Raw genomic sequence first — 23,264 nt, forward strand, 5'->3', positions numbered from 1 at the left:
GCGGAGAACCTCGGCGCAGGTGCGCGAGACCTCGGCGCAGGTGCGCGAGACCTCGGGGGGCGCGGAGATGCGCGGGACCGCGGCCGGGCCGTGGCCCGATTCGGGTTACGAGGCCAGGGTGGCGTAGGAGCCGGCGGAGGTGAGCAGGGTTGCGTGGTTGCCCTGCTCGACGACGCGGCCGTGGCTCAGGACGGCGATCTGGTCGGCGTCGCGGACGGTGGAGAGGCGGTGGGCGATCGTGATGGTGGTGCGGCCCTCGGACAGGGTGTCGAAGGCGCGCTGGACGGCGCGTTCGGTCTCCGTGTCCAGGGCGCTCGTGGCCTCGTCCAGGATCAGGATGCGGGGGTTGCGCAGGAGGGTGCGGGCGATGGCGATGCGCTGCTGCTCGCCGCCCGAAAAGCGGTGGCCGCGGGAGCCCACGACCGTGTCGTAGCCGTCCGGCAGGGCGGCGATCAGGTCGTGGATCTGGGCGGCGCGGGCCGCGGACTCCAGCTCGGCGTCGGTGGCGTCGGGCTTGGCGTAGCGGAGGTTCTCGCGGATGGTGGTGTGCAACAGGTACGTCTCCTGGCTCACCACGCCGACGACCGAGGCCAGGTCGGTCAGGCGCAGGTCGCGCAGGTCCACGCCGTCGATGGTGATGCGGCCGACCGTCGGGTCGTACAGGCGGGCGATCAGGGCGGCCAGCGTGCTCTTGCCCGAGCCGGTCTCGCCGACCAGGGCCAGGGAGGTGCCGGCGGGGACGTCCAGCGTGACGCCGGCAACGGCGGCCGCCTCGGCGCCGGGGTAGCTGAAGGCGACGTCCTCCAGGCGCAGGTGGCCCCGGACGTCCGGCAGGGATCGCGGGCGCGCCGGGTCGGCGACTTCGACGGGCAGGTCCAGGTATTCGAAGATGCGCGCGAACAGCGCCAGCGAGCTGGTCAGCGCCACGCCGACGCCGAGCAGGCCCATGAGCGGGCGGAACAGGCCGGCCTGCAACGAGGTGAAGGCGACCAGGGTGCCGATGCTCAGCGCGCCGGCGGTCATGGGCAGACCGGCGCTCAGGTAGATGATCGCGGGGATGGCGGCGAAGATGATGCTCATCGAGGCCATCCGCCAGCGGCCGGCCAGCTCGGAGCGCAGCTCCAGATCGATCAGGCGCTGCGACGACGCGCTGAAGCGGTCGATCAGGGCGGCCCCGGCGCCCATGGTCTTGCTCAGCCGCACGCCGGAGACGGACAGGCCCTCCTCGATGGTCACATTGAGGTCGGCGAGCTCGCGCTGGCGCTGGGCGGTGATCTCGCGGCGCATGTTGGCAACCCTGCGGGTCAGGTAGATCGCGGGCGGGAGCACCACCAGGGAGACCAGCGACAGGCGCCAGGACAGCGCGGCCATCGCGACCGCGGTGGCGATCGCCGTGGTCAGGTTGGAGGCGATCGAGGTGGCGGTGTTGGTGACCACCGTCTCCATGCCGCCGATGTCGTTGGTGATGCGGGACTGGACCTCGCCGGTGCGGGTGCGGGTGAAGAACCCGATCGACTGGCGCTGCAGGTGGGTGAAGACGTCGGTGCGCAGCCGGTGCATGACCAGCTGGCCGACCTTCGTCGACAGCCAGGTCTGGATCACGCCGAGCGCGGAGGTGACCGCGGCGACGGCGACCATGCCGAGCACCAGCCAGACCAGCAGGCGGGTGTCACGCTGCGGCAGGGCGCGGTCGATCACCTCGCGGAGCAGGAACGGCGAGGCCATCGATAGCACGGACGACACCACGATGATGAGCACGACGACGGCCAGCCGGCCGCGGTGCTCGGTGAACAGCCGACCGATGCGGGCCAGCGACACCCGCTTGGCCTGCTCCTTCTCGGCGGCGCTGACCTTCCGGGGACCGCGGGCGCGGGTGGGGTGATTGGGCTCCAAGGGTGGTTCCTATCTGTAGGGATGTAGTGAGGCTACCTCACTATGAGGGAACAACACCAGTTCGTGCTAAGCTGTTCCCGTGGAAGAGGAGAGCATCTCGGAGCTGTTCTGGAGCGTCGCGCGGCAGCTGCGGCACCAGTCGCACGAGAGGCTGCAGCCGCTGGGGATCACGCCGGGGCAGGCCCGCGCGCTGACCGTGCTGGCCCGGCACGGCACCATGCGGCCGAGCGAGCTCTCCGAGCACCTGAAGATCGCGCCGAGGTCCACCACCGAGGTCGTCGACGGCCTCGAGGACCGCGGGCTCGTCGAGCGGCTCCCCGACCCGGCGGACCGGCGGGCCACCTTGGTCGAGCTGACGCAGGCGGGAGGCACCACCGTGGAGCAGATCCGAGCCGAGCGCGGCGCCCAAGGCGAGCGCTTCTTCGCGGCGCTGCCCGAGGCGGACCGGGTGGAACTGGCACGCATACTGGCGACACTGCGGGCATCGGAGGCGCCGTGATCGATGCGCCCGAGCACGGGCCGCCGGGGCGGCGGGCCCTCGGCGACCAGGCGGGCCCCAGCGGCCGGGCAGTGCCGGCACGTCGCTGACCGCAGATCCGGCGAATCGCCCGGCAGGCTCACCGGCGACCCTCGGCGTTGCCGGCGACCCTCGGCGTTGCCGGCGACCCTCGGCGTTGCCGGCGACCCTCGGCGTTGCCGGCGACCCTCGGCGTTGCCGGCGACATACCGGCGCGACGCCGGCCGGGCACAAGGGTCCTGGGCGCACGGCGCCACACCGGGACCGCGCCGGGACAGCGCCACCGGGACAGCGCCGGCCCAGGACAAGACGCGCCACAGCCCGTCAGCACGCACCAGCGCACCACCCGCCTGGCATGGGACGTTCACGACGCACCCGCCAGGCGTGGGGTGACGTAGACGCACGGCGTCACGCACCAGTGTGGTGCCGACTCAGGACAGCATGCGCCACAGGGCGCTATGCCCGGCGGCGCGCGCCCACGCCTTGGCGGCATCTGGGCCGCCATCCTCGACACCGACGAGCAGCGCCGCGCCTCGCGGGCGGGGACGGGCGTTGTGGTCCGGTTCGGGGCGGGCCGGGGCGCATAGTCGCGGCACCCCGGGTATCAGGGCACGCATGATCAATGCACGCGAGCACGGGCTGGCCGGAGACGGGGTCGTCAATGATCAGCCGGCCCTGCAGCGGCTCGTCGATGCCTGCCGGCCGGGGGACGTGATCTACTGTCCGGCCGGCACGTACGCGATCCGGGATGCCGGCACGATCTGGCGCACCGGGGTCTCGCTGGTCGGGGACGGGCCGGCGGCGACCCGGTTCGTGCTGAGCAATCCCGGGGCGCCGCAGACGCCGGTGCCGCTGGCGTTCTGGACCACGCTGCAGCACGGGGCGTCGATGCAGCGTGCGATCGTCGACGTGACGTTCGCCGGGTTCGAGATCGACGGCATGCAGGTGAGCCTGCCCGGGTACGACGTGCTGGCCAAGGGCCTCGGCCTGCAGTACGTGTTGCGCGGCACCTTCCGCGACCTGTACATCCACGACACCCCGGCGACCGGGTTCGGCTGCGACTTCCTCCAGGACTGCACGGTCGAGCGGGTGGTCGCGGTCCGCTGCGGCCGGCTCGACACCGGCTGGGAGAAGGGCGGCGCCGGGATCGGCATCGGCGTCGGCGGCTGGGGGGCGGTCGAGCGGCTGACGGTGACCGAGTGCGTGGCCCTGGCCAACGGGACCAACGGGATCTTCGTCGAGCTGCAGGACGCGGCGTGGACGCCGCCGCGGGGCATCCTGATCATCGGCTGTCACGCGGAGGACAACAAGTACGGCATCTCGGACTGGGGCGCCGACGGGCTGCTGGTCAGCGGCTGCACGATGATCGGCAACCGCACGGCCGGCTTCGACGTGTCGGGGCAGGGCACCACGCACGTCGCCGGGCGTTACGGCGTCGTCACGGGTTGCGTGGTCGACGACAATCCCGGCGACGGGGTGAGCATCGGCAACACCCCCGGCGGGTACACCGTCAGCGCGAGCAGGATCAGCCGCAACGGCGGACACGGGTACCGCCAGCACAACCTGCCCGGCGCGATCCGCATCCCGGCGGCCGACATGGTGCTCGACGGCAACGACATCTGGGACAACGCGGGCGACGGCATCCGCATCGACGGCGCCCTGATCGACCCGTTCCTGGTCAACAACCGCATACGCGGCAACGGTACGTCGCACAGCCCCGCTGCCGGCGTCACCGTCAACGCCAGGGTCACCTCGGCGACGCTTCGCAACCAGCGCATCTGGGACCGGCACGAGCCCCCGACCCAGCCGGTCGCCGTGGCGGTGACGGACCACGGCGAGCTGGCCGACCCGGTCTACCTGGATCCGGACTGAGCCGGCGCCGCCGGGGCGAGCGCAGCGGGGGCCGGTCGACGCCAGGGAACAGCACCGGCGCGACCAGCGGGGCGACCGGCCAGCGACGAGCACCACCCGCCCGCCGCACCGGCGAACGGGCGTCAGCCGACCTTCCAGAGGCGCACGACGCCGTCGCGGGAGCCGCTGGCCAGCAGGCCGGCCTCGGTGGGGCTGTAGGCGAGGGCGTCGATCGGGCTGTGGGCCTGGTCGAACGGCCGGCCGTCGAGGGTCCGGGACGAGACGTTCCAGACCCGGATGGTGGTGTCGTCGCCGGCGCTGGCCAGCCGGGCGCCGGTGCGGTTGAAGGCCACCGCGTTGACCGCGCTGGTGTGGCCGGTGAACGAGCTCGCCGCGATGCCGGCCTGGTCGGGCCAGAGCAGGACCGCGCCGTCGCTGCCGCCGCTGGCCGCCGCGCCGTCGGCGCCGACCGCCACGGCCCGGATCGTGCCGTTGTGCGTGGTCGCCGTCTCGATCGGCTCGGCGGCGCGTTTCGCGATGCTGTACCGCACGATGGCTGGCTTGTCGCCGCCCAGCACCAGGTGGTCGGCCTCGGCCGGGTCGAACGCCAGGGCCCGGACGGCGCCGCCGGACAGGGCGTCCAGCTCGGCGGTCTGGCGGCCGGTGGCCAGGTCGTACACGACGGCGACGCCGCCCTCGCCGCCCACCGCGAGGGTCTTGCCGTCCTTGCCGAAGGCGAGCGCGGCGACGGCGGACGAGCGGCTGGGCTGCACGGCCGGGGCGTGTTCGGCCCGGGTGGCGGCGTCCCAGACGTGGATCTTCGCGTCCTGGCCGGCGGCGGCGACGAGCTTGCCGTCGGGGCTGAACGCGACGGCCGCGAGCGGGGTGCCGGCGTCGATCGGGGCGCCGTCGGCGTCGTGGCCGGAGACGCTCCAGAAGCGGACCTTGCCGTCGGCCCCGGCGGTGGCCAGGCGGCGGCCGTCGGGGCTGAACGCGACGGCCCGCACGGCGCCGGAGTGGCCCTGCAGCTCGGCCACGATCGGACCGCGGGTGAACCAGCGGACCGCCGCGATGCCCGCCGCGACCACCGCCACCACGACCACCGCCGCCACCAGGAGCCTCCCCCGCCGCGGCCCCGCCCCGCCCGAGGCGGGCCCGCCGGCCGCCGGCGCGGAAGGAGCGGGTGACACAGCAGGAGCCGCAGGCGCAGCGGGAGCTGGAGACACAGGAGAAGCCGGGGACGCAGGGGAAGCCGGCGACGCCGGCGCCGGGGCCGCCGGCGAGACCGGAGCGGCGCCGACCGGCGGGAAGACGGGCCCGGGCTCGAAAACGGGGGCAGGCGGGGAAACGGGCCCGGACTCAAAAACGGGCGCGGGCGGGGGAACGGGCCCGGGCTCGAAACCGGGCGCGGGCGGGGAAATGGGCCCGGACTCGAAACCGGGCGCGGGCGGGGAAACGGGCGTGGACTCAAAAACGGGGGCGGAGACGGGGGCGGGCGAGGAGACGGGCAGAGGCTCGGTCCGAGGCCCGGACGCGGCCGTCGAGACCGGGGCGAACAGGCTGCCCTCGGCGACCACGAGCTCGGGATGGTCCACGATGGTGGGCGGGATCCGCAGCGCCCGGTGCAGCAGCGTCGCCGCGAGCGGGATCCGGGACGAGCCGCCGACCAGGAACACGCCGCCGATGAGCTCCGGCGCCACCTCCACGTCGCGCAGGACCTTCACCGTCAGGGCCACGGTCCGGTCGAGCAGGGGCCGGGCGGCCGCCTCGAACTCCTCCCGGGTGAGGTGCACGTCGGCGCCGACCAGCGGCAGGTGCAGCTCCGCGGTGGCGTGCCGGGTCAGCTGCTCCTTGACCGCCCGGGCGCCGGTCCACAGCGAGCGGCGGGCCTGCTGGTCGTCGGTGTCCTGCGGCCAGTCGAGGCGCCCCCACGCGGCCGTCGCGCCGGGGGTCAGGACGCGGGCGTGGGACACGACGGCGGCGTCGAGGTCCAGCCCCCCGAGGTCGGCGAGGCCGTCGGCGGCCACCACCTCGAAGCCCTCGGCGCCGCGGCGCACCACGCTCACGTCGAAGGTGCCGGCGCCGAGGTCGTAGACGACCACGCACCGGCCGGGCGGGAGCTCGCGCATGATGGCGAAGTACGCGGCGGCGGCCACGGGCTCGGGGACCAGGCCCGGCTCGGGCAGCCCGGCGCGCGCGGCGGCGTCGGCGAGCAGGCCGAGCCGGGTTCGGCCCCAGGCAGCCGGGTGGGTGAGCACCACCTCGTCGATCGGCGCGCCGGCCACCCGGCGGGCCTCGCCGTGCACCCGGTGCAGGACGGCGGCGAGGACGTCGGCCACGAGGTACTCGCGCTCGCCCAGCCAGACGGTGCCGTCGTCGATGCGCCGCTTCGGGTTGGCCTCCAGGCCGGCGGGGCGGGCGATCGCCGCCCGCTCGGCGTCGAGGCCGGTCAGCAGCTCGGGGGCCGCGCCGGCGAAGACGGCCGAGGACAGCAGCGGCGAGGCGTCGAAGAGCAGGGGGCGGGTGGCCGCGGGCCCGGCAAGCACGGCAACGGTCGTCGAGGTGCCCAGATCGATGCCGAGGCGGTAGGCCACCCGCACACTGTACGCAGTACCGCCAATGGGTTATCGCGGGGACAGCACGAACACCGGGATCGAGCGGTCGGTCTTGGTCTGGTAGTCGTCGTAGTCGGGCCAGGTCGCCGTGGCCCGCTTCCACCACAGCTCCTTCTCCTCGCCGGTGACCTCGCGCGCGAGGTAGTCGCGGCGCACCGGGCCGTCCTGGAGCTCGACGTGCGGGTTGGCGACGAGGTTGTGGTACCATACCGGGTGCTTCGGTGCGCCGCCCTGGGAGGCCACGACGGCGTACTCCCCTTCGTGCTCCACCCGCATCAGCGGCGTCTTGCGGATCTTGCCGGACCTGGCGCCCAGGGACGTCAGCACGATGATCGGCCGGTCTCGCATGGTGTTGCCCTCGGCGCCGTCCGTGCGCTCGAAGAGCTCGACCTGCTCGCGCGCCCAGTCCGTCGGGCTCGGTTCGTAGTCACCGCTCAGCGGCATTGACTGCTCCTTACGGTTCGGTGGTTTCGGATTCGACCGTACCCGCTTCGCCGTCCGTCTTCTCGCGCTCCTCGGCCTCCGGCTCCTCCTTCCCGTCCTCCTTCGTGGGCTCGGCGCCGGGCCGCTCGTGGTCGTCCGCCGGCTCGCCGTCGGGGTGCTCGGCGAGGTACCGCACGGCGGTGTTGCCGATCGCGAGCAGCGGCACGGCGACGAGCCCGCCGACGATGCCCGCGGCCACGACGCCGGTGGCGATGGCGAGGATGACGGCGAGCGGGTGCAACGCCACCGCCCGGCCCATGATCAGGGGTTGCATGACATGACCTTCCAGCTGCTGTACGGCGATGACGACGCCCACCGTCAGCAGCGCGGTGACGGGCCCCTGAGTGACGAGCGCGACGAGCACGGCGACGGTCCCGGACAGCGTGGCCCCGATGACCGGGATGAACGCGCCGAGGAACACCAGGGCGGCCAGCGGCAGGGCGAGCGGCACGCGCAGGAAGGTGATGCCGATGCCGATGCCGACGGCGTCGACGAAGGCGACCAGCACGGTGGCGCGCACGTAGGACACGAGCGTGAACCAGGAGTAGTACCCGGCCCGGGCCACCGGCTGCTCGGCCTTCTGGGGCAGCAGCCGGCACAGGAACCTCCAGATCTGCCCGCCGTCGCGCAGCAGGAAGAACAGGGTGAACAGCGCCAGGAAGAAGCCGGTGAGCAGCTCGCCGATCGTGGTGGCGGTGGTGAGCGCGCCCGACGTGAGCGCGCCGCGGTTGGACGTGACCTGCCGCCCCAGCGCGTCGATGGCGTCGTTGAGCTGCCGCTCGGAGATGTGCAGGGGGCCCCGGGCGAGCCAGTTGCGGATCTCGTTGAGGCCGCCGCGGACCTGCCCGGTGAGCTTGTTGAACTGGGCGATGAACGTATAGACGATGACGCCCAGCCCGCCGAAGACGACGACGAGCCCGCCGACCAGCACGATCGCGGCGGCCAGCGAGCGGTGCACGCCATGCCGGCGCAGCAGGTCGGCCGCCGGCTCCAGCAGCGCGGCGAGCAGGATCGCCACGACGACCGGAATGATCATCAGGTGCAACGCCGCGATGAGCTTCAGCAGCAGGTAGCCGGCCAGGATGAACAGCACGATGCGCCAGGCCCAGGCCCCCGCGAGCTTGACGCCATGGGGGATGTCCTCATCCACAGTGGACGCCGGGCGCACCTCGATCGGCCCCGGGTAGGGCGGGATGGTGCGCGGCGCGCTGAGGCGGGACTTGGCCCGGGCGCCGACCTGGCTGAACCACGTCGTCATGCCGGGCCAGTACCCCCGAAAAGGTGGCGCCAACCGACGGCCTGCGCCGGCTACTTCTCCCGGTCGTAACGGGACAGCGCGCTGGGGTCGTCCTTGTTCGACAGGCGCCAGATGTCGCCGTTGCAGGTGTACTGCTGCGGGTCGAGGTTGGGCTCCAGCTGGATCCGGCCCTTCTCGGCGCCGTCGATGTTGACGACGACGGTCGTGGTGGCCTCGCCGCCGGCGTAGGTGATGGTGCCGTCCTTGGTCGACACCTTGTACTCGGAGCGGCCCTGCCACGTCGCGTTGACGGTGCGGCCGTCGTCGGTCTTGCCGGTGTACACGGTCTTGCTGTCGTCCTCGATGGCGCTGCCGTCGGCCTGGATCTCCCAGATCTTGCCGCCGCCGGTCATCTTGACCTTGCCGATCTTCTCCCGGTTGTCGACGTCGGTGCCGGTGAAGTCGACGATCTTCTGGTACGTCGTCTGCTTCCACCTGCCGACCAGGCACGAGTCGACCGGCCCGGTCTGCGGCGGGGCGGTCTGCGGGGTCTTGCCCTTGTCGCCGGAGGAGCGCAGCCCGATCACGACGATGACCACCACCGCGATCACGACCACGACCGAGCCGGCCACCAGCCCGGCGACCCAGCGGTTGCGGCGCGGCCCCTCCGGCGGGGCGGGCAGCATGGGCGGCCCCGGCTGCATGGGTGGCCCTGACTGCACCGGCGGCGCGCTGTACGGCTGCGACGCGTAGGGCACGGCGGAGTACGGCTGCTGCGGGTACTGCTGCGGCGGCGGGGGCTGCTGGGGGTACTGCGGATACGGCTGCTGCGGCGGGTACTGCTGGGGCGGCGGCTGCTGGGGGTGCTGGGGCTGCCCGTACTGCGGCTGGCCGTACTGGGGTTGGCCGTATTGAGGTTGGCCATAGGGCTGCTGGGACGGGTAGCCACTCGGCGGTGTCTGGCCATACGTCGGGTCCACGGTCCGGCGATCCTCCCCCAATGTTCACGCGGACAATCCGCGTCATTCGCCACCGAGAATGGCATACCCCCGGATCTTTCGCAGGTCGCGCGATCCGGCAAAAGCCGCGAAACGCCCCGCGGCTGACCAGCAGAATTCGCACTCGGCACCAACTGGCCGACCCACTTGGCGCCGTTGTGTGTGACGATCGATCGCAGCGGGTACCTGTCGGCCACCGGGCACGCCCGTCGGAGGAGGTTGGGCATCATGCTCAGCGAGAGCGAGCAGAAGAGGCTCGCGGACATCGAAGCGGCACTGCGCAGCGACACGCGCTTCGTCAATGGATTCAACCGGGCCATGGCCCGGCGCATCACGCCCCGCCGCGTGACGTCGGTCGCCATCGCCATCGCCTCGGTCGTCGGCGTCATCGTCGGCCTGGCCGCCACCAGCGTCCCCGGGACGGTGCTGGGAATCTGCGCCCTCGGGATCGCCGGCGGCGTGTGGACCTACCGGCCGGTCCGCTCCGAGCCACCGGCACTCAGCGACGTGGACATCACCACCTGACCCCCTGCTGCTCGCGTTCCCCGGCGGCGCCGGGGAACGCCGTCTTGTGAGGCCTCCCCCGGGCCTCTTTGGCAGGGCCGGCCTTGCGGGCCGGGTCGAGCAGTGGGCGAGCGGCCTCCCCTGGGCCTCTTTGCGGGCCGGATCGAGCGGCGGGCGAGATGCTTCCCCCGGGGCCTCCTTGCGGGCCGGGCCGGGCGGCAGGAGAGAGGCCTCCCTCGGGGCCTCCTTGCGGGCCGGATCGAGCAGCGGGAGAGAGGCCTCCGCCGGGGCCTCTTTGGCAGGGCCGATCTTGCGGGCCGGGACGAGCGGCGGGAGAGTTGTCCCATGTTGCCGCCGATTGTCCGCCTCAAGGCGGCCCTGAACGGCGGGCGGCCGCCCGGCGCCCACCCGGGGCTGCCCTGCACGCCCGCGAATCTCGCCGCCGCCGCGCAGGCCGCCGTCGCCGCCGGGGCCGAGGCCGTCCACCTGCACCCGCGGGCCGCGTCCGGGGCCGAGTCGCTCGAGGCCGCCGACGTGGGCGCGGCCGTCGCCGCCGTGCGGCAGGCCTGCCCGGCCACCCCGATCGGCGTGACCACCGGCCTGTGGATCACCGGCCGGGACGCCGAGGCCCGGCGGCGGGCGGTTGCGGGCTGGGCAGGGCTGGAGCGTCACCTTCGCCCGGACTTCGCCTCCGTCAACGTCTCCGAGCCGGGCTTCACCGCCCTGATGGGCACCCTGGACGAGCTCGGCGTGGCCGTCGAGGCCGGCGTGTGGAGCGTCGCCGACGCGGGCGCCCTGTCGATCGCCGCCGGCGTGCCCCGGGTGCTCGTCGAGGTCATGGGCCCGGACTCCGACGACCCGGAGGCGATCCTGGCCCGGCTCGACGAGGCCGGGGTGGCGGGCGAGCGGCTGCTGCACGGCGAGGGCGAGCGGTGCTGGCCGATGGTGGCGTTGGCCGGCCGGCTCGGCCTGGCGACCCGCATCGGGCTGGAGGACACCCTGACCGGCCCGGACGGCGCCCCGGTCCCCGACAACGCCGCCCTCGTCCGCCTGGCCCTGTCGGTGTGGTCAGCGGCCGCGGCCTGACGCACGGCCCGGCCCGACAACGTGGCCAACGGCCGCGGCCTCATGCACGCTCCGACCCCCGACAACGCCGCACCGCCAGCCCGGCCCTGTAGGCGTGGCCAACGGCCGCGGCTTAATGCACGGCCCGACCCCCACAACGCCGCCCCCATCCACACCTGCCTAACGAAGGGTCCAGGCCACCGAGGACAGGACCGCCCCCAGCGGCGCGTCGAGCAGGATGCCGGCGAGGGCGTCGGCGCGGGTCGGCCCCTGGTTCACGATCGCGATCGGCAGCCCGAGCTTGGCCGCCCGCACCACGAACCGCCGCCCCGACATGACGGTGAGCGAGGAGCCGAGCACGACCAGGGCGGCGGAGCGCTCGACCAGCTCGAAGCAGTCCCGCACGCGCGGGGCGGGCACGCTCTCGCCGAAGAAGACCACGTCGGGCTTGAGCATGCCGCCGCAGCCCGTGCAGCCGACCACCACGAACCCGGCCGCCTGCTCGTCGGTGAGGTCCACGTCGCCGTCGGGGTTGATCCCGCCGGCCTCGGCCGTGAACCCGGCGTTGGCCTGCGCCAGCCGGGCGTCGAGCTCGGCCCGGCCGGAGCGCTCGCCGCAGTCGAGGCAGGCCACCCGGTCCAGCGCGCCGTGCAGCTCGATGATCCCGTCCGCCCCGCCGGCCTGGTGCAGGCCGTCGACGTTCTGCGTGATGATCCCGCTGAGCAGCCCGCGCGCCTGCAGCCGCCCGACGGCCCGGTGCCCGGCGTTGGGCGCCGCGCGGGCGATGGTCCGCCAGCCGAGGTGGCTGCGGGCCCAGTACCGGCGCCGGGCGATGGGGTCGCGGGTGAAGGTCTGGTACGTCATGGGCTGCGCGTTGCGGCGCATCCCGCTCGGGCCGCGGTAGTCCGGGATGCCGGACTCCGTGGACAGGCCCGCGCCGCTGAGCACGAGTACCCCGCCCTTGCCGACGAGCGCGCTGAGCGCCGCCACCGTGTGTTCCACGGCACCAATCCTGCCTCGGCGGAGAGCCGAGCAAATTGTCCGTATCTCTACGCCAAAAGGCGATAAGTACGAAAAGTTCCGCGGCCCGATGGAGGGCGGTGACGGGGCGCACAACTTGTCCGCGCGGCGACGTATCGTGTTCGGCATGGGTTTGGTGAGCAAATTCAACGCGTGGCGCCGCAAGCTGCAGGAGCAGCCGGGCACCACGATCGACCTCGAGCCGATGCGCGCCCTGCTGCCATTGATCGAGGAGCGCGAGGCCGAGCTGTCCGAGCTCACCGACGAGGAGCTGCGCGCCGCCGCCACGGCCTTGCACCAGCGGGAAGACCCGAAGGACTTCGTCGAGGCGTGCGCGCTGGGCCGGGAGGCGGCCAAGCGGGCGCTGGACGAGCGGCCCTACGACGTGCAGGTGCTGGGCGCCCAGGTGCTGCTGGCCGGGCACGTCGTGGAGATGGCCACCGGTGAGGGCAAGACGCTGACCGCCGCGATCGCCGCCGCCGGCTACGCCGCGCAGGGGCCGGTCCACGTGATCACCGTCAACGACTACCTGGCCCGCCGCGACGCGGAGTGGATGCGCCCGGTGTACGAGCTGCTCGACCTCACCGTCGGGTGGGTCAACGAGTCCTCGACGCCGCAGGAGCGCCGGGAGGCCTACGCCAGGGACATCACCTACGTGTCGGTGTCCGAGGCCGGCTTCGACCTGCTGCGCGACTCGATCGTCACCGACACCGCCGACCGGGTGCACCGCGAGCTGGGCACGGTCATCATCGACGAGGCCGACTCGATCCTCATCGACGAGGCCCGCGTGCCGCTGGTGCTGGCCGGCTCGACGATCGACGACAAGGACCAGCCGATCGCCATCGCCGAGGTCATCGGCGGCCTGCACCGCGACCACGACTACGAGGTCGTCGACGAGGGGCGCACCGCCCACCTGAGCACCACGGGCCTGGCCAAGGTCGAGTCCGCGCTGGACCTGGACCTCTACGCCGAGGAGAACGTCGACACGCTGACCGCGGTCAACCTGGCGCTGCACGCCGAGGCCCTGCTGGTCCGCGACGTCGACTACATCGTGCGGGACGAGAAGGTCGAGCTCATCGACGAGTTCCGCGGCCGGGTGGCCCAGCGCCGCCGGTGGCCGGACGGGCTGCAGGCCGCGGTCGAGGCCAAGGAGAAGATCCGCAGCAGCGGCGGCGGGACGGTGCTGCAGACCATCACGGTGCAGGCCTTCCTCACGCAGTACAAGAAGATCTGCGGCATGACGGGCACCGCCATCCCCGTCGGTGACCAGCTGCGCGAGTTCTACAAGCTCGAGGTCGCGGTCATCCCGCCGCACCTGCCCAACATCCGCAAGGACTGGCCCGACCGGGTGTACGCGTCGGCCGAGGAGCGGGACATCGCCGTCGTGGCCGAGATCGCCACGATGCACGCGACCGGGCGGCCGGTGCTGGTCGGCACGCTGAGCGTGGCCGAGTCGGAGCGGCTGGCGGCCACGCTGGCCGAGGAGGGCGTGCAGTGCGTGGTGCTGAACGCCAAGAACGACGAGGCGGAGGCCGCGATCGTGGCCGAGGCCGGCGCGTTCGGCTCGGTGACCGTCTCCACGCAGATGACCGGCCGCGGTGTCGACATCCGGCTGGGCGGCAGCGACGAGAAGGACCGCGAGCGGGTGGCCGACCTCGGCGGGCTGTTCGTCATCGGCACGGCCCGCAACGACTCCCGCCGCATCGACGACCAGCTCCGCGGCCGGGCCGGGCGGCAGGGGGACCCGGGCGAGTCCATGTTCTTCGTCAGCCTCGAGGACGAGCTGGTCCAGCGGTACGGCCCGGAGCCCATGCCGATGGGGCGGGCCGACGCCGACGGGGCGATCGAGGACGAGGACGTGCGGTGGGCGATCGGCTCCGCCCAGCGGGTCGCCGAGACCGTCAACCTGGAGATCCACCGCAACACGTGGCGGTATAACTACCTGCTCGACCAGCACCGCCAGCTGCACGGCAAGCGGCGCGAGGAGCTGCTCACCACCGACGCGGCCGGTGAGCTGCTGGCCGAGCGGAGCCCGGACAAGTACAACGACCTGTCCGAGGAGCTCGGCGAGGAGACGGTGCTGCGCATCGCGCGGCAGATCGCGCTGTTCCACGCCGACAACGCCTGGTCGGAGCACCTGGCCGACATGAGCGAGCTGCGCGAGGGCATCCACCTGCGGGTGCTCGGCTCGCAGGACCCGCTCGACGAGTTCCACCGCGAGGCGATCCCGGCGTTCCGCGGCCTGCTGGCCGAGATCGACGACCGGACGGTGTCCGAGTTCGAGGAGCTCGAGATCGAGGGGCCGGACTGGGAGCCCGCCGACGCGGGGCTGGTGCGGCCGAGCGCCACGTGGACGTATGTGGTGAGCGACAACCCGTTCGGCTCGGAGATGGAGCGGTTCTTCGCCGGCATGGTGAAGCTGTTCCGCAGCGGCAAGGGCGTCAAGAAGAGCTGACGTCGCGGCACGTCGAACGCCCCCTGCGAGCTGCGCAGGGGGGCGTTCGACGTGCCGGCGCCGCAAAACCCTCGCAGGCCACGGGCTATGCCGCCCGGCCCCGCGCCGGGCCGGCCGGCGGCGCCGAGGCCGGCAAATGGGGCTGACACGCCGGACGCCGCGCGGCAAGAATGACGGCCGGAGCAGCGGTTCGGACAACGGGGAGCGCGGGCATGGAAATCGACACACGGCGGGCCGGGGCGCACGACGCCGAGGAGCTGATCCGGCTGCGGATCGTCATGCTGGAGGCCGTGGAGGGGGCGCCGGTGCCGCCCGGAGAGTGGTCACTGCGCTCGGCGGCGGCGCTGCGGCGGCGGCTGCCGGCCGAGGATGCCGGGATCACGGCCTTCGTGGTCGACCGGCCGGACGGCGGCGGGCTGGCGGCCTGCGCGATCGGGACCATCGAGGAGCGGCTCGGGTCGCCGGCCAACCCGGAGGGGCTCGTCGGGTACGTCTTCAACGTCGCGACGGATCCGCGGTACCGCCGGCGCGGCTACTCGACCGCGTGCCTCACGGCGCTGCTGGGCTGGTTCGCCGATCACGGGGTGCGCCTGATCCGCCTGCGCCCGTCGAAGGACGGCCTCCCGGTGTACGAACGGCTGGGCTTCATGCTCGAGCACGGGCCCTGGATGGTGCTGCAGGCGCCGGAATGAGCCGGTGGGCAGCACGGCCGCGTTGCCGCCGGTCAGGTGGCTGGCGGCGAGGTCGCCGCGCAGCGCCACACTGACGTTGAGGTCGCCGCGCAGCGCCACGCTGACGTTGAGGTCGGTGACGCGGTCCCCGCCGGCGGCCCGCTCGGACCCGCACGAGGCGGGTCCCGGCCTTGCCGTACTGGTTCGGGCCAACTCGAAGGCCGGCACGGGTCAGCTGCCCCGGTAGGTCGAGTACCCGAACGGGCTCAGCAGCAGCGGCACGTGGTGGTGGCGGTCGTCGGCGATGGTGAACAGGATCGACACCTCGGGGAAGAACGCGTCCTGCCCGAGGTAGGCGGCGGTGTCGATGACCAGCCGGAAGCGGCCCGGGCCGACGTCGTCCCAGCACAGCCGGCCGTCGAGGTCGGTGAGCCCGTCGCCCACGAGGAACCGCTCGGCCGTCTCCAGCCGGATCGGCACCCCGGCTGCCGGGATGCCGCGCGCGGTGTCGAGCACGTGGGTCGACAGGCTCATGCGTCCCGCGCCCTGCTCCGGTCGCGCCGCGGATCGTTCATGCAGCCCCCTCCGCCATGGTCTCCAGCCGCAGCTCGACGATCTTGCGGAGCTCGCCGCGGACCACGGTCTGCTCGGTCTCGTCGTCGTTGCGCAGGCGGCCGCGGGCGGCGGCCAGGACCTCGTCGGCCGACTGGCCGGTGGCGAAGATCAGGAACAGGTGGCCGAAGCGGCGCTCGTACGCCTCGTTGACCTCGGCGAGCTCCACCTCCGCGCCCCGCACGCCGGACTGCTCCCACCGCGGCCAGACGGCCTCCACGCCGTCCCCGGCGGGCTGCTGGCCGACGCGCGGGTGCCGGTCGAGCACCCCGCGCAGGTCGGCCCAGCCCAGCTCGTCGAACGCGCTGACGCCGGCCACGACCAGGTCGGCCGGGGTCTGATACGGTCGCGCGGCGGCCACCCTGGCCGCCCATCCGGGCGACGCCCAGCACGCGAGCAGGGCCTCCTCGGCGGCCTCGGGCGCGAGGCCGTTGAACCGATCGAGCATGACACCCCTCTCGTATCCCCGGCACGTTGCTCCCGGGATGCTTCATGTCCAGACCGTGTGATCAGGCCATTGCGATAGTGTCCAGTATCCGCGTTTTGTCCGGAACCGCGAGGCGGAGCGTGGAAACGGCGGCGTCAGGTACGCAAAACCGCGCGCGCCCGGCGCCTCCCGCCGGGCCACCTGGCCGGCGTCTACGCGGCCCCGATCCTGAACCGTCCGAAGTGGACGGCGGCGCGCTTCGCGAGTCGCGTGGCAGACTCGAACGTATGACCGGCTCGGGGCTGCGGCCCGCGGTTGAGGTGGTCGAGGCCGGCGGGCACGTGGTGCGCATCGTCGACGGGCACCTGCTGGCCGCCGAGGGCGACGCCCGCCCGATCGGGCACGACCTGCCCCACCGCGGCGTCGAGCTGACCGTCGACGCCGGGGGCTACCGGGCCCGCTGGTCCCGCGACACGTTCAGCCTGCCCGCGCTCGCCAGGGTCTTCGCCGGCGGGGCGGCCGGCGGCGCGCTCCTGCGCCTCCTCGGCCTGCCCGGCGCCGTGCTCGGCACGCTCATCGCGGTCGGGGTGGCCCGCGGCGCCCGCCCGGCCTGCCCCGCCGACCTGGCCGACCCGGCCGTGACGGTCCGCGAGGACGGCCCGGACCTGGTGCTCTCCTCCCCGTCGCTGGCCGCGCTGGTCGTCGCCGTCATGGAGCTGACCGGCGCGCCCGGCCCGGTCACCGTGAGCCCCGCGTCCGGCGTCGCCGAGGGCGTGCGGCTCGCCGACGTCGGCGGCCTGCCCGACATCGTGGCCCAGTTCCGCGACGTGGCGGTCTCCTTCCGCCACCCCGACGTGATGGCCCGCTGGGGCGCCACCCGCCCGCAGGGCATCCTGCTGTCCGGCCCGCCCGGCACCGGCAAGACCATGCTCGCCCAGGCCCTGGCCAACGAGATCGGCGCCGGCCTGCGCGAGATCCGCACCCCGGAGATCCTCGACAAGTGGGTCGGCAACTCCGAGAAGAACATCCAGCGCATCTTCGCCGAGGCCCGCGAACAGCGCTCCCCCACCGTCCTGCTCTTCGACGAGTTCGACTCGATCATCAGCTACACCGGCGCCGCGCTCGACGCCGCCGGCCAGATGATCAACGCGGTGGCCGGCATCTTCAAGCAGGAGATGAACACCCTCATCGAGGCCAACCCGAACGTCATCGTCGTGGCGACCACCAACTTCCCGGACCGGGTCGACGCCTCCCTCGTGCGCTCCGGCCGCTTCGACCTCAAGCTCACCGTGCCGCTGCCCGGCCCCCAGGCCCGCGCCGACATCCTCACCAGGCTCGTCCGCGCGCTGATCGCCCGGCACGAGACCCCGGGCTTCCGCATGTTCGCCGACGACCTGGACATCCCGGCCCTGGCCGCCGCCACGACCGGCCTGACCGGCGCCGACTTCAAGGAGGCCCTGCGCCGCGCCCAGCTGGCCAAGGCCATGCGCGAGGCCCGCACCGGCGCCCCGGCGCCGCCGATCGGCCACGCCGAACTGCTGGAGGCCCTCACAGGCCTGCGGCTCGCAGGCCCACCAGCCCTCGGCTGACCGCCGCCGCACCGCTGGAGGCCCTCACGGGGCTGCGGTTCACAGGACCACCGGGCCTCGGCTGACCGCTGCCGCGACCGATGTCAGGCGTGCACGAACGGGGTGGTCGTGGCGAGGCGGGCGAAGCCGAGCCGCTCCAGGATCGGGCGGCTGTCGTCGGAGGCGTCGACCTGCAGGTACCGGTAGCCGGCCGCGGCGGCCTGGGCGGCGCGGTGGGCGACCAGGGCGCGGAACACGCCCTTGCCGCGCCAGTCCGCCACGGTGCCGCCGCCCCAGATGCCGGCGAAGGCGGTGCCCGGGTGGAACTCGATCCGCCCGGCGCAGATCGGGCGCTCGCCGGCCATGGCCACGACGGCCTTGACCGTGCCGGGCCGGGTCAGCACGTGCCGGCCGATGACCGAGTGGTCGCCGCCGAATACCTCGTCGTGCACGCGCACCAGCAGGCCGGCCTCGCGCTCTCCGGTGACCGGGACCAGGCGCACGCCCTCGGGCAGCTCCGGGTGCTGCGGCAGGGCGGCGACCTCGGCCACGAGCAGGGTCTCCGGCGGGCCGGGCTCGAAGCCGGCGGCGAGCAGACGGGCGGGCAGGTCGGGCGGGGCGTCGTGGGAGTACCACTTCCACTCCCACGGCCGCCCGGCGGCGGCGAACCGGGCGATCTGGGCCGCGATGACCTCCTCGGCGTCCCGCCCGGCGAGGCCGGCCCACGTGATGCCGGTCCAGCCGCCGTCGGCCGACACCACGCGCACCACGCCCGGCTCGCGCTCGACGACGGCGCCGGGGCCCTCCCGCGGATGCCGGCGGATCTCGCGGTCGAAGCGGGCCAGGATCTCCTCGACGTCCATGGGAGCCAGCCGACACCCGCCACGGCCGGCGGCGCAACCGAATTCGGCTGGACCCCCTATGTAGAGTTGCGATAGAGTCATCCACGTGCGAATGACCGTCACGACCGCGCGAGTGCTCGCCGCCCTGCTCACCGACCCCGGCACGGACCGCTACGGGCTGGAGCTCATCCAGGCGACCGGCCTGGCCAGCGGCACGCTGTACCCGATCCTGCACCGGCTGCAGGAGGCCGGATGGCTCGCCGCCCAGTGGGAGGACGTCGATCCCGCGGCGGCCGGGCGGCCGGCCCGCCGCTTCTACCGGCTCACCCCGGACGGGGTGGAGTCGGCCCGCCTGGCCCTCGCCGAGTTGCGCCGCCAGACGTCGGTGCCGGGCAGCCAGGGCTCCGCGAGGCCGGCGTGGTGACCCGCAGGGCGACCGCGGCGCTGCTGCGGTTCGCGGCGCGCCGGTGGCCCGAGCGGCTGCGGGAGGAGCTGCTGCGCGAGTGGGCCGCGGAGGCGCACGTGCTGGGCGAGCAGGGACGGCGCTGGGCGATGCTGCGGTACGCCGGGAGCCTCGCGATCGCCCGCCCCGCCCGGGAGCCGGTGTCCGCGCTGCAGCACGTCCACAACGGCTGGCGCGCCGCCCGGCTGGTCCTGCTCGGCCCGCTGCTGGTCATGCTGATGCTCACGCTCAGCCTGAAGGCGGGCTGGGCGGCCGTGGGCGCCCTGCCGGTGGGCTTCACGGCGGTGATGCGGCTGTACATCCCGGCCACCACTGTGATGTGCCTGCTCGCCGCGGTACTGCTGGCGCTGGTGGGCCGCTCCTGGAGTCTGCCGGGCCGGCCGGTCCTGGTGCTCGCCGCGGTCACCCTGGCCCCGCTGGCGCTGCTCACGCTGCTCGAAGCGCGACTGGGCCCGCCGATGCAGCTCGCCCTGCTGGGCCCGGCCAACGCGGTGTACTTCCTCGGCCTCGCCCTCCTGCTCGCCTGGACCGGCAGCCGGGCCCGCGCCGGCCGGCGCCGCACGGCCTGGCTGCTGGCCGTGCTCGGGGCTGTGGTGCTGGCCGACGTCGCGATGATGGTGCTGATACTGCGCGCCAATCCGGCCCCGACCCCGGCCCTGTTCGGCGCACCGCAGTGGTGGATGTACTCGCTAACCGGCCGCGTCCTCGGGTTGTCGAACTGGGACGCCTTCGGCGTGGGCAGCCTGGCCGAGGTCGGCACGTGGACGCGGATGCTCTTCACCGGCTTCGCCATCGGCGCCGCCCTGGGCCGGCCGGCGGCCGGGGCGAGCGGCCGAACAAGCCGCGGCCTCCCTGACATCGCGCCCGGCCGGCCCTGAGCCCCGCCGGCGACGCTCAGGCGCGGTGCGCGCCCCTGCGGGACACCGGCGGGGCTCTCGGACCTCGCGCCCGGCCGGCAACGTGCAGGCGCAGCGCGCGCCCCAGCCAGCGGGACTCTCGGACATTGCGCCCGGCCGGCCCCGAGCCCGGCCGGGCAACGCTCAGGCGCGGTGCGCGCCCCTGCGGGACACCAGCGGGACCAGGGCGAGCAGCAGACCCGCCACGGCGATGCCGGTGACGAGGTTGACGCCGGGGTGGAACTGGGTGAAGCTGCCGCCGTCCGCCGGGGCGTCGGCGGTGACCAGGGCGGTCACCAGGGCCAGGATCAGCGCCGCGCCGACCTGACCGGAGGTCTGCACCAGGCCGGAGGCCAGGCCCTGCTCGTCGTCGGCGATGCCGTCGGTGGCCTGGGCCATGATCGCGCTGAAGCCGAAGGCGAAGCCGCCGCCGAGCAGCAGCATCGTCGGCAGGGTGGTGACCAGGTAGTGCGGGGCGGCCCCCGCGGTGAGCAGGAACCAGCCGTAGCCGAGGCTCAGCGAGAGCATCGATCCGGCGATGAACGGGGCCGTGCCGTACCGCGTGACGAGCCGCCCCACGAACGGCGAGCCGACCGCCACCAGCAGGCCGGCCGGCAGCAGGGCCAGGGCCATCCGCAGCGGCGACCAGTGCAGGACGTTCTGCAGGTACAGCGTCATCATGAACTGGAAGCTCAGGTACGAGCCGAAGAGCGCCACCAGGCCGAGGTTGGCCCGCACGACGGCGCCGACGCGCAGGATGCCGAGGCGGATGAGCGGGTGCCGGACCCGCCGCTCGACCGCCACGAAGCCGGCCAGCAGGGCGACCGCCGCGAAGGCGAACACCAGCGTGAGCGGGTCGAGCCAGCCGCGGGCGGGGGCCGAGACCACCGTGTACACCGCCAGGAGCATGCCGCCGACCAGCGTCGCGGCGCCGGCCAGGTCGTGCCCGCCCTCGGCGGCCGGTCGGTCGCGCGGGATGAGCGCGATGCCGGCGACCAGGGCGGCGATCGCCACCGGGACCGGGGTGAGGAAGGTCAGGCGCCAGCCGAAGCTGGTGAGCACGCCGCCGAGGATGAGGCCGGAGGAGTACCCGCTGGCGCCGAAGACCGAGAAGACCGACAGCGCGCGGTTGCGGGCCGGGCCCTCGCGGAAGGTGGTGGTCAGGATCGACAGGGCGGTCGGCGCGGTGAACGCCGCCGCGACGCCCTTCACGAACCGGGTCGCGACGAGCAGGCCGCCGTCGTCGACCAGCCCGCCGATGAGGGAGGCGACGGCGAAGATGCCGAGCGCGGCCAGGAAGACGCGGCGCCGGCCCAACAGGTCGGCGGTGCGCCCGCCGAGCAGGAGCAGGCCGCCGTAGCCCAGCACGTAGCCGTTGACGATCCACTGCAGCGACGTGGTGGACAGGCCGAGCTCGGCCCCGATCGAGGGCAGCGCGACGCCGACCATGGACGCGTCGAGGCCGTCGAGGAACATCACGCCACACAGCACCGCCAGCACGCCCCAGAGCCGTGGAGTCCAGTCCCGCTCTGCCGCCCGTGGCGCCTTGGTGAGTGTCATAGTCACGTCGGAGGACACTAGATGCGTGCGCATTCAATGTCCATGCACTAATTCGACGTACATTTAATGCAGATGCAATCGCTGCCCCGGGGGAGTAGGATGCCGCCTGTGAGGTCCGAAGGAGCCCTGGTCAAGCGCTGGCGCTCCCTACTGACCAGCTACAACGAGGTCGCGGGGCACCTCGAGCGGGCCCTGCAGGAGCAGCACGGCCTGACGCTGAGCGAGTTCGAGATCCTCGACCGCCTCAGCGAACAGGAGTGTGAGAAGCGACGCATGCAGGATCTCGCCGCGGACATGTACCTCAGCCAGAGTGCCCTGTCCCGCGCGGTCGCCCGGCTGGAGAAGCACGGGCTCGTCACCCGGGCCATGTGCGAGACCGACCGCCGCGGCGTCTTCGTCCACCTCTCCCCCGAGGGCCTGGCTCGCCGCACGGCCGCCCGCGAGACGCACCTGCACATCCTGGCCAAGCATCTCCAGCTCGCCTGACGGGCTCCGACGCCCGGGACTCGACCGATCGGGCGTACGCCGCAAATGCCGGTCAGTCGGGCACTCTCGTGCCACGACTTATCCGACTTATAACCTGACAGGCGATATGTCCGAAAAATCCTGATGCCGCCAGGCATCGGGATTTTTCGGGGAGAAGCTCGAATAAGGGTGACCGTCAATAGGTTGGGGCAAGGCGGCGGTCGGTGTGGCGGCGGAGTTTGCCGAACCCGTCGACCGCGCCGCCGGTCAGGCCTGGCCGGGCAGCACTCTTGAACCGTCGATCACTCAGCGTCGCGATGGGCCTCGTGCCGGCGATCGCGGTCTGCGGTATGAGCGTGCACCATTTGACATTGTCGTTACTGTCCGGGGCGGCGATTCCGGGCGAGGTCGGGGATAATCAATGACATGGGGCAGCTGTCATTCTTCAGTCGCACAGAATTGGCTGCCATGCGTGACCGGTCCAGGTCTCGGCGGTATTGTCCGGCAACGGAGCAGTTCCGTCGGGAACATGCCCGGCATCGAGCGTGGGGCCTTGCTCAGCGGCACGCCGCGAAGCTACGCCGCATCCACGGTGGCGTCCCGTCGGTGACCGCGGCCGACGATCAGCGGCCCGACCCGGCCCCCGCGCCGGTCCCGCCGACGCTACCGCCCGAACAGGCCGAACACCCCGCCGACCAGGTCGTCGCCAGCCACACCGATCCCGCACCACCGGACCGGAAGGACGGCGCCGCAGCGTCCGGGCACGCCAACGCGAGACGTCGCACACCAACGCCACCGCCACCGCCACACCGGCCCGCCAGTGCGGCAACACGTCGAACAATCCGCCGCCATCCGCGCTCACCGGCAACATATCGCAGCCGGTTCTTGCATCTGCCACGTCCGGCCGGCTGCCAATTCTGCCGAAGCCTGCGAAAGGTTGCGTACCATCCCAACGCGCCACCGGGCGGAGCATTGCAGCAAATACGCACCCATCGGCAGTGCAGAGCGCCAAGCCACCGAACTGCCAGCCACTCACTGTCACGATCACCTCCACGCTGGCCAGAGGCGGCGAGTGGTGGCTCTGCCGTCCCATCGGTAGTGGGTGCGGGCGCAGCGGCTGCG

Annotated in this window: 20 protein-coding genes; 10 read left to right on the forward strand and 10 right to left on the reverse strand. The window is 73.3% G+C overall.

The window, feature by feature from the left end; genetic code table 11:
- Window positions 1–105: 105 nt before the first annotated feature.
- Window positions 106–1,893, reverse strand: a complete 1,788-nt coding sequence (locus tag AB0M46_RS00840; protein WP_363332080.1) for an ABC transporter ATP-binding protein — start codon at window positions 1,891–1,893, stop codon at window positions 106–108.
- A 79-nt stretch (window positions 1,894–1,972) separates the two neighbouring features.
- On the opposite strand from AB0M46_RS00840, the gene AB0M46_RS00845 reads away from it, so the two are divergent.
- Both AB0M46_RS00845 and AB0M46_RS00850 read left to right on the forward strand, forming a co-directional pair.
- The gene (locus AB0M46_RS00845) at window positions 1,973–2,392 is read left to right on the forward strand and encodes a MarR family transcriptional regulator (protein WP_363332081.1); all 420 of its coding nucleotides are present in this window, start codon (window positions 1,973–1,975) and stop codon (window positions 2,390–2,392) included.
- 633 nt (window positions 2,393–3,025) lie between these two features.
- Window positions 3,026–4,282 (forward strand): right-handed parallel beta-helix repeat-containing protein, encoded by a 1,257-nt coding sequence (locus AB0M46_RS00850; RefSeq protein ID WP_363332083.1) that lies wholly within the window; start codon window positions 3,026–3,028, stop codon window positions 4,280–4,282.
- 122 nt (window positions 4,283–4,404) lie between these two features.
- Here AB0M46_RS00850 and AB0M46_RS00855 read toward each other — a convergent pair whose 3' ends face one another.
- Genes AB0M46_RS00855 through AB0M46_RS00870 form a run of 4 tightly spaced genes read right to left on the reverse strand, consistent with a single transcriptional unit; the run spans window position 4,405 to window position 9,576 of the window.
- A complete protein-coding gene (locus AB0M46_RS00855; protein WP_363332084.1) occupies window positions 4,405–6,855 on the reverse strand; it encodes an Hsp70 family protein in 2,451 nt (816 codons plus the stop codon).
- 30 nt (window positions 6,856–6,885) lie between these two features.
- A complete protein-coding gene (locus tag AB0M46_RS00860) occupies window positions 6,886–7,320 on the reverse strand; it encodes a nitroreductase family deazaflavin-dependent oxidoreductase (RefSeq protein WP_363332085.1) in 435 nt (144 codons plus the stop codon).
- Between the two features lie 10 nt (window positions 7,321–7,330).
- The gene (locus tag AB0M46_RS00865) at window positions 7,331–8,617 is read right to left on the reverse strand and encodes an AI-2E family transporter (protein WP_363332086.1); all 1,287 of its coding nucleotides are present in this window, start codon (window positions 8,615–8,617) and stop codon (window positions 7,331–7,333) included.
- Between the two features lie 50 nt (window positions 8,618–8,667).
- Window positions 8,668–9,576: a lipocalin family protein gene (locus AB0M46_RS00870; protein ID WP_363332087.1), complete on the reverse strand. Its 909-nt coding sequence runs from the start codon at window positions 9,574–9,576 to the stop codon at window positions 8,668–8,670.
- Window positions 9,577–9,822: 246 nt separating this feature from the next.
- Here AB0M46_RS00870 and AB0M46_RS00875 point away from each other — a divergent pair, with 246 nt between their 5' ends.
- Window positions 9,823–10,119, forward strand: coding sequence for a DUF3040 domain-containing protein (locus AB0M46_RS00875; protein ID WP_363332088.1), 297 nt, complete (start codon window positions 9,823–9,825; stop codon window positions 10,117–10,119).
- Window positions 10,120–10,443: 324 nt separating this feature from the next.
- Window positions 10,444–11,184: a 3-keto-5-aminohexanoate cleavage protein gene (locus AB0M46_RS00880; protein WP_363332089.1), complete on the forward strand. Its 741-nt coding sequence runs from the start codon at window positions 10,444–10,446 to the stop codon at window positions 11,182–11,184.
- A 159-nt stretch (window positions 11,185–11,343) separates the two neighbouring features.
- Here the strand turns inward: AB0M46_RS00880 and AB0M46_RS00885 are convergent, their stop codons facing one another.
- Window positions 11,344–12,174, reverse strand: coding sequence for an NAD-dependent protein deacetylase (locus tag AB0M46_RS00885; protein ID WP_363332114.1), 831 nt, complete (start codon window positions 12,172–12,174; stop codon window positions 11,344–11,346).
- 136 nt (window positions 12,175–12,310) lie between these two features.
- On the opposite strand from AB0M46_RS00885, the gene secA2 reads away from it, so the two are divergent.
- Complete coding sequence (gene secA2 / locus AB0M46_RS00890) at window positions 12,311–14,638, forward strand: accessory Sec system translocase SecA2 (protein WP_363332090.1); 2,328 nt, start codon at window positions 12,311–12,313, stop codon at window positions 14,636–14,638.
- Window positions 14,639–14,850: 212 nt separating this feature from the next.
- Window positions 14,851–15,330, forward strand: a complete 480-nt coding sequence (locus AB0M46_RS00895) for a GNAT family N-acetyltransferase (protein ID WP_363332091.1) — start codon at window positions 14,851–14,853, stop codon at window positions 15,328–15,330.
- 210 nt (window positions 15,331–15,540) lie between these two features.
- Here the strand turns inward: AB0M46_RS00895 and uraH are convergent, their stop codons facing one another.
- Both uraH and uraD read right to left on the reverse strand, forming a co-directional pair.
- A complete protein-coding gene (gene uraH / locus AB0M46_RS00900; protein ID WP_363332092.1) occupies window positions 15,541–15,843 on the reverse strand; it encodes a hydroxyisourate hydrolase in 303 nt (100 codons plus the stop codon).
- 37 nt (window positions 15,844–15,880) lie between these two features.
- Window positions 15,881–16,369, reverse strand: a complete 489-nt coding sequence (gene uraD / locus AB0M46_RS00905; RefSeq protein ID WP_363332094.1) for a 2-oxo-4-hydroxy-4-carboxy-5-ureidoimidazoline decarboxylase — start codon at window positions 16,367–16,369, stop codon at window positions 15,881–15,883.
- 266 nt (window positions 16,370–16,635) lie between these two features.
- Between uraD and AB0M46_RS00910 the strand changes: the two genes are divergently transcribed.
- Complete coding sequence (locus AB0M46_RS00910; RefSeq protein ID WP_363332095.1) at window positions 16,636–17,937, forward strand: ATP-binding protein; 1,302 nt, start codon at window positions 16,636–16,638, stop codon at window positions 17,935–17,937.
- 83 nt (window positions 17,938–18,020) lie between these two features.
- Here the strand turns inward: AB0M46_RS00910 and AB0M46_RS00915 are convergent, their stop codons facing one another.
- The gene (locus AB0M46_RS00915; protein ID WP_363332096.1) at window positions 18,021–18,779 is read right to left on the reverse strand and encodes a GNAT family N-acetyltransferase; all 759 of its coding nucleotides are present in this window, start codon (window positions 18,777–18,779) and stop codon (window positions 18,021–18,023) included.
- Window positions 18,780–18,864: 85 nt separating this feature from the next.
- On the opposite strand from AB0M46_RS00915, the gene AB0M46_RS00920 reads away from it, so the two are divergent.
- Together AB0M46_RS00920 and AB0M46_RS00925 are read left to right on the forward strand one after the other, a co-directional pair.
- Complete coding sequence (locus AB0M46_RS00920) at window positions 18,865–19,182, forward strand: PadR family transcriptional regulator (RefSeq protein WP_363332097.1); 318 nt, start codon at window positions 18,865–18,867, stop codon at window positions 19,180–19,182.
- A complete protein-coding gene (locus AB0M46_RS00925; protein ID WP_363332098.1) occupies window positions 19,179–20,099 on the forward strand; it encodes a hypothetical protein in 921 nt (306 codons plus the stop codon). The genes AB0M46_RS00920 and AB0M46_RS00925 overlap by 4 nt, the downstream gene beginning before the upstream one ends.
- 162 nt (window positions 20,100–20,261) lie before the next feature.
- On the opposite strand, the gene AB0M46_RS00930 is transcribed toward AB0M46_RS00925, so the two are convergent.
- A complete protein-coding gene (locus AB0M46_RS00930; protein ID WP_363332115.1) occupies window positions 20,262–21,677 on the reverse strand; it encodes an MFS transporter in 1,416 nt (471 codons plus the stop codon).
- Between the two features lie 99 nt (window positions 21,678–21,776).
- On the opposite strand from AB0M46_RS00930, the gene AB0M46_RS00935 reads away from it, so the two are divergent.
- A complete protein-coding gene (locus AB0M46_RS00935; protein ID WP_363332099.1) occupies window positions 21,777–22,163 on the forward strand; it encodes a MarR family transcriptional regulator in 387 nt (128 codons plus the stop codon).
- Window positions 22,164–23,264 lie beyond the last annotated feature (1,101 nt).

The sequence above is a fragment of the Dactylosporangium sp. NPDC051485 genome, from assembly GCF_040682015.1.
GTDB lineage: Bacteria > Actinomycetota > Actinomycetes > Mycobacteriales > Micromonosporaceae > Dactylosporangium.